General features: G+C 40.0%; 7 protein-coding genes. 6 read left to right on the top strand and 1 reads right to left on the bottom strand.

Features of this window, described 5'->3' with window-relative positions:
* The 6 genes from WB217_RS10025 to phoU all read left to right on the top strand — a co-directional run.
* On the top strand, positions 1–839 hold an 839-nt coding region (locus tag WB217_RS10025; protein ID WP_423993024.1), incomplete at its 5' end, for a penicillin-binding transpeptidase domain-containing protein.
* A gap of 221 nt (positions 840–1,060) precedes the next feature.
* A complete protein-coding gene (locus WB217_RS10030) occupies positions 1,061–2,014 on the top strand; it encodes a PstS family phosphate ABC transporter substrate-binding protein (RefSeq protein ID WP_423993026.1) in 954 nt (317 codons plus the stop codon).
* Between the two features lie 129 nt (positions 2,015–2,143).
* Entirely contained in the window at positions 2,144–3,118 is a 975-nt protein-coding gene (gene pstC / locus WB217_RS10035; RefSeq protein ID WP_423993028.1) for a phosphate ABC transporter permease subunit PstC, read from the top strand.
* A gap of 1 nt (position 3,119) precedes the next feature.
* Complete coding sequence (gene pstA, locus WB217_RS10040; RefSeq protein ID WP_423993030.1) at positions 3,120–4,004, top strand: phosphate ABC transporter permease PstA; 885 nt, start codon at positions 3,120–3,122, stop codon at positions 4,002–4,004.
* Between the two features lie 80 nt (positions 4,005–4,084).
* Positions 4,085–4,849, top strand: a complete 765-nt coding sequence (gene pstB / locus WB217_RS10045) for a phosphate ABC transporter ATP-binding protein PstB (protein ID WP_423993036.1) — start codon at positions 4,085–4,087, stop codon at positions 4,847–4,849.
* 36 nt (positions 4,850–4,885) lie between these two features.
* A complete protein-coding gene (gene phoU, locus WB217_RS10050) occupies positions 4,886–5,545 on the top strand; it encodes a phosphate signaling complex protein PhoU (protein ID WP_423993032.1) in 660 nt (219 codons plus the stop codon).
* Between the two features lie 345 nt (positions 5,546–5,890).
* Here phoU and WB217_RS10055 read toward each other — a convergent pair whose 3' ends face one another.
* Positions 5,891–6,370 carry a hypothetical protein gene (locus tag WB217_RS10055; RefSeq protein ID WP_423993034.1) on the bottom strand — a complete coding sequence of 160 codons (480 nt, stop codon included), beginning with the start codon at positions 6,368–6,370 and terminating at the stop codon, positions 5,891–5,893.
* Positions 6,371–6,458: the final 88 nt, after the last annotated feature.

The raw sequence follows: 6,458 nt of genomic DNA on the forward strand, positions 1-6,458 counted from the left end.
CCTCTAACGTATACATGTTCAGGACAGCAATTAATATCGGTAAAGGGATCTACAATTATGATCAGCCGTTGTATCTGGAACCTGAAGCTTTCGATACAATGAGGAATTATTTCAGCCAATTTGGCCTTGGAGCGAGAACTGGCATTGATTTGCCAAATGAAATGATTGGTTTTAAAGGAATGGAACGAAGGCCTGGTCTATTACTTGACTTTGCAATCGGCCAGTATGACACCTACACAACGATTCAGCTTGCGCAATATGTTTCAACCATTGCTAATGGCGGAAATCGTCTGCAGCCGAGAATTGTGAAAGAAATTCGCGAACCGGTTATGAAGAATAATGAAGTTGGTCCTGTGTTGGAAGAAATTGAACCGGTGATTCTGAATAAAGTCGATGCCAAACCAGAATGGTTTGACAGAGTACAGGAAGGATTCAGGAGAGTTATGCAGGAAAAAGGTGGAACGGCATATGGTTCCTTCTATACCGCGGAATATAAGCCAGCAGGTAAAACCGGTACTGCCCAGGCTGCCTATGATGGACCAGTGAAGTTTCCTGAAGGCCAGCTTCCACCTGAGGTAATGAACTTGAGCCTTGTTGCATATGCACCTAATGAGAATCCCGAAATTGCCTTGGCCGTAATGGTTCCATGGGCATACGAAGGAAGCCAGGGACACCATGCGAACAATGATATTGGGCGCAGGGTGCTTGATACGTATTTCGAGCTTAAAAAGAAGCGGATGGAAGGAAATATGAATCCCGAGCAGCCAAACCAGGAAGTAGAGAAGAAAGAAGAAGGCGCTGAACTGCTGGAAGAAATTGAAGCGGAGATCGAACAATAAGATACTAAAACTGTCCCATTAGGGGCAGTTTTTTTTTTATTGCGGTGGGTATACTAACCGCAAGCGGGCAAACCTGAATTTATCCCGGCTTATCGACAAGCCCTCACATCAATTAGCTAAATTTACAAAACCTTTACATTCAGTTAAAACAACGTTAAAAGAAAAGCTTTATTCTTAGTCTGTAGGACAAAACAACCATATCTCGTAGGGGGAATTAAGGAATGAAGAGTCTTAAAAAAATGAGCCTGTTTTTAATGCTGGCAGCTGTCATGGCATTCGCTGCAGCTTGCGGTGGTGGAGATAACGAAGGTAAAAATGGTGAAGAACTAGAAGGCAGTGTTGTCATTGATGGTTCTGGTACTGTTTATCCTTTTATGGCACGGATGGCTGAAGATTATATGGGAGAACAAGAAAATGTCTCTGTTGAAGTTAGCCGCTCCGGAACATCAGCTGGCTTTAAGAAATTCCTTGTTAAAGACGGTACAGACTTTAATGATGCATCCCGACAAATAAAAGATGAAGAAAAAGCCGAAGCAGAAAAGCTTGGCATTGAAGTTCAGGAAATGAAGGTTGCACTAGACGGTATTACGATCGTAATCAATAAAGACAATGATTGGGCTACTGAACTTACAGAACAAGAAGTTAAAGATATTTTCCTTGCAAGTGCCGGAAAGAAGAAATGGTCAGATGTTCGTGCTGATTTCCCAAATGAAGAAATCAAAACATATGGTCCGAATGAAAACCACGGAACATATGAGTTCATGTTTGAAAACATTTTAGGAGAGCAAGAACTTCCTGGAAACATCAATTTACAGCAAGATTACTCAACTTTAGTGGATCTTGTTTCAAAAGATAAAAACGCAATTGGTTTCTTCGGTTACGGTTACTATGACAGCAATAAAGATAAGCTTTCTGCTGTAAAAGTTGACTTTGGTAAGGGTCCTGTTGAGCCTTCATTAGATACAATCAAAGAAGATGGCGATTACGCACCATTCACTCGTCCAGTATTCACATACTTGAACGTGAATCAGGCTAAAAATAAGCCACAAGTACTTGATTATGCGATCTATACAATGGAGCATGCAAAGGATGTTTCAGCAGAAACTGGATTCGCTCCTTTATCTGACGAGGATATCAAGGCTTCTCTTGATACTTTAAATGGATTAAAGAAGTAAATTCTTAAACCTTTTTACTAAGAGGATGAGAGGTCTAACCTTCTCATCTTCTTGCGTGTGTTAAAAAAATAATTAATTTGTTTTCCCTGGGGTACTAGAAGGAAAAGAGTTCTTCCTTGGATGAGAAGGATGAAAGGGGTTTTACACTTGGCGAAAAGCGTAGTTCACGATAGCGGTAACAAACTGAATGTCCGTGATATGATACAAGAGAAGAAAAAGACTCGAAGTGTCACCAATTATACTGAAAAATTTATTCCTAAGATTTTATTTGGTATTGCAGCAATCTCTGTTTTTACGACAATTGGAATTGTACTTACTTTATTAACGGAAACAATCGCCTTTTTCAAAGACGTTCCTTTTATAGATTTCTTTACAGGCACTAAATTAAAGCCATTGGGTGATCATGCTGTCTTCGGTGTATTGCCATTGTTGACTGGAACACTTATTTCAACTGTCATTGCAATGATGGTTGCGATTCCGGTAGGACTTATGACAGCCATTTTCTTAAGTGAATATGCTTCTGAAAAATTAAGGAGAGTATTAAAACCGATTCTTGAAATTTTAGCTGGTATTCCTACTATCGTTTATGGTTTTTTTGCTTTCACTTTTGTTACACCTCTTTTAAGATCGTTTATTCCAGGCCTTGAACCTACCAACATTCTGAGCCCGGGTATTGTAATGGGAATTATGATCATCCCGATGGTTGCTTCATTATCAGAAGATGCAATGAGCGCTGTGCCAAACGCAATGAGAGAGGGTGCTTTGGCTTTAGGTGCAACAAAGCTTGAAGTAACCTGGAAGGTTGTAATACCTGCAGCAATTTCAGGTATTATTGCTTCATTCGTGCTCGGAATTTCCAGAGCTATAGGAGAGACGATGATTGTAGCAATTGCAAGCGGAAGTTCAAAAAACTTCACCTTCGATGTCACCCAATCGATGCAGACCATGACTGCCTATATCGTAGAAGTAACCGGAGGAGAAGCGGCTGCGGGAACAACATTATATTACAGCCTTTATGCTGTCGCAATGACCTTGTTTGTCTTCACGCTGATCATGAACCTAGTCGCTCAATATATCTCTCGCAGGTTCAGGGAGGAATATTAATATGAAATACGTAGATGCAAAACAAGTCCATAAAAAAATGGGTTCACGTTTATTAGCCAATAACCTGGCAAAAGCACTTTTCTTCATGGCCACATTATTCGGCCTTGTCGTGTTGGTTGTATTAATTTACCGTGTATTGTCGGATGGCTTGCCATGGATCAACGTGGATTTCCTGACTAATAGACTATCCACAGATCCTGAGAGAGCCGGTATCTGGGGAGCAATAATGGGTACCTTCTGGCTGATGCTAGTTGTAGCCCCAGTAACCATGATACTAGGTATTGGAACAGCAATTTATTTAGAAGAGTATGCAGCAAAGGGCCGTATCTCTTCTTTTATCAAGACAAATATCTCGAATCTTGCTGGTGTTCCTTCTGTCGTTTTTGGTATCCTCGGATTAACCGTATTCGCCAGGACACTTGATTTAGGTTCTGTAGTTCTTGCAGGCGGTTTAACAATGGCCTTACTAGTACTTCCAGTAGTAGTTGTAGCGAGCCAGGAGGCCATTCGAGCAGTTCCGCAATTTTTAAGGGAAGCCTCATATGGAATGGGTGCAACAAAATGGCAGACCATTAAAAATGTTGTCCTGCCTGCAGCCATTCCCGGAATTCTCACTGGTGTCATTCTTGCATTATCACGTGCGATCGGTGAGACGGCACCACTAGTTGTAATCGGAATACCCGCACTGTTAATTCCTGTTCCAGACACAATCTTTGATAAATTTACGATTTTGCCAGTTCAGATTTATTATTGGACAGTTGACTCGGCACTTGTAGCTGAATATGCAAATCTTGCAGCTGCAACAATCGTTATTTTATTGTTAGTTTTGTTCGTAATGAACTCAATTGCCATTTTGATTCGTAATAAATTCCAAAAAAGATATTAGTCTGGGAGGGTTAACATATGTCACTAGCTACAGATAAGACAACAGCAAATTTAAAAGCAGAAAAACAGAACGCGGGAAATATGGATAATAAAAAGGTTGTATATGATACTAAAGACCTTAACCTTTGGTATGGTGAAGGCCATGCTTTGAAAAATATTAATTTGGCGATCAATGAAAATGAAGTTACAGCAATTATCGGGCCGTCTGGCTGTGGTAAATCAACCTATATTAAGACGTTGAACCGTATGGTTGAATTGGTGCCAACAGTAAAGATTTCTGGTGAAATTTTATACAGGGGACGAAATATTCTTGATAAATCCTTCCAGGTCGAAGATTTAAGAACGAGCGTAGGAATGGTATTTCAAAAACCTAATCCGTTTCCAAAATCCATTTATGAAAATATTGCATATGGTCCAAAAATCCATGGAATCCGTGATAAGAAAATCCTCGATGAAATTGTAGAAAAAAGCCTAAGAGGTGCAGCCATCTGGGATGAAGTAAAGGACCGCTTAAACTCGAATGCATATGGCCTTTCTGGCGGGCAGCAGCAGCGTATTTGTATTGCCCGCGCTCTTGCGATCGAACCAGATGTAATCCTTATGGACGAACCTACTTCAGCGCTAGATCCTATATCAACCTTGAAGGTTGAGGAGCTTGTACAAGAATTGAAAAAAGATTTCAGCATTATTATCGTTACTCATAATATGCAGCAGGCAGCTCGTATATCTGACAAGACTGCTTTCTTCTTGAATGGGGAAGTAATCGAATTTGCTGATACGGATAAAATTTTCTCCACTCCTTCCGACAAGAGGACGGAAGATTATATTACTGGACGTTTCGGTTGATTTTTCATACAATTCAGTTGGAAGGATGAGGATTACATGGTGGTTAGAGGGAAATTTGATGAAGATCTTAAAACATTGCATGCAAAATTGCTCGAACTTGGAAATTTTGCGATAAACGCACTGACACAATCGCTTAAGGCTTTGGAGAATAAAGATATTGAACTAGCTCTGAAAATCCTTGAAGATGATGCTGATGCAAATATTCTTGAAGAAGAAATCAATGATTTTGCGATTTTATTGATTGCAAAACAGCAGCCGGTAGCAGTTGATTTAAGAAGGCTTATTGTAGCCATCAAGATTGCTACAGATATTGAAAGAATGGCAGACTTTGCGGTGAATATCGCAAAATCTACAATCAGAATTGGAAATGAACCGCTCGTAAAACCTATTGAACATATTAAGCAGATGCATCAGCTTTCGCTGCAAATGCTGACATTATCACTTGAAGCATACAATGAAGAGGACCTAGGCAAGGCAAAACAGGTTGCTCAAATGGATGATCAGGTTGATGAGCTATATGGCCAGACAATTAAGGATTTACTGTCCCTTGCACAAAGCAAACCCGAGCAGCTGGCGCAAATCACTCAGCTATCATTCATCAGCCGTTACCTAGAAAGAGCGGCAGACCACGTTACAAACATTGCTGAAAATGTTTTTTACCTCGTTAAAGGCAAAAGGTATGATCTTAACCAATAATGTAAAAGAAAGGAGCAGGGAATTCCCTGCTCCTTTCTTTTGTAGATAAGAATACTGACGCGTTAAATGGGTCTATCAATAATACCCATTGGTTACCTGGATGAACAGACTGGAAAAATAGGTTTCCAATGAAGCCTCATAGGTCCCATGAAAAGAAAAAACTGGAAAATGAGAACATCAATAAAGCTACTTTATTACCTGTAAGAACAGTAAATTGGAATGCGAAGTATCTAGAAATCAACAAGCCCATCTAATAGACAGACAAAAGACTGTAGACAAGCTCGATTTTTATCGAGTTTATCTACAGTCTGAAACCCTCATAAAGTGGGTTTATCAATAACGATATTATCTATTTTTCGTAATAACTTTTGCAATCTGGTCATAATCCATGCCGCCGGTTAATTCATACCGTCCGATTTGTACCTTCATATGGTAGCCTTTATCAATCAGGAATCGTTCGAATTTGTCTTCGTCGTCGATGATTCCCTGGCTCTTCAGCATAACTGCTACATCCCCCGGAGTCATGCCGCCAGCGATTACAAGAGTGAACTTCTTTTCCTCTTTTACCTCTTCGGTTTTAGTCTTTTCAGCAGGAGCTTCAGCTTTTGTCTTTTCCTCTTTCGCTGCTGTTTTTTTCTCGTTGAGTTTTGCAAACTCATTGTTGTCCATTACTTTGTATCCTTTAGTTTCGAGTAGCTGTTTTGCATTGGATACAGTTACTTTCTGCTCCGTACCTTTATCAGCTATCACACTGCTTCCTGCCCAAAGGAAAATGGCAGAAAACAGAATCCCTAGTGCGAATGATTGTGCTGTCCGTTTATTCATACAATCTGTCCTTTATCAACAAATTCATTAATGATTTCCTGTACTTCATGAGTCGAAAGTGAAGACTGTTTTGCAATCTGATTAAGGT

This window comes from Mesobacillus sp., from assembly GCF_049588175.1.
GTDB lineage: Bacteria > Bacillota > Bacilli > Bacillales > Cytobacillaceae > Mesobacillus.

Excerpts from the sequence above, each read along its gene's own strand:
- WB217_RS10055 (WP_423993034.1), bottom strand. The coding sequence starts at position 6,370 with ATGAATAAACGGACAGCACAATCATTCGCACTAGGGATTCTGTTTTCT.
- pstA (WP_423993030.1), top strand. The coding sequence starts at position 3,120 with ATGAAATACGTAGATGCAAAACAAGTCCATAAAAAAATGGGTTCACGT.
- phoU (WP_423993032.1), top strand. The coding sequence starts at position 4,886 with ATGGTGGTTAGAGGGAAATTTGATGAAGATCTTAAAACATTGCATGCA.
- pstC (WP_423993028.1), top strand. The coding sequence starts at position 2,144 with ATGAAAGGGGTTTTACACTTGGCGAAAAGCGTAGTTCACGATAGCGGT.
- WB217_RS10030 (WP_423993026.1), top strand. The coding sequence starts at position 1,061 with ATGAAGAGTCTTAAAAAAATGAGCCTGTTTTTAATGCTGGCAGCTGTC.
- pstB (WP_423993036.1), top strand. The coding sequence starts at position 4,085 with ATGGATAATAAAAAGGTTGTATATGATACTAAAGACCTTAACCTTTGG.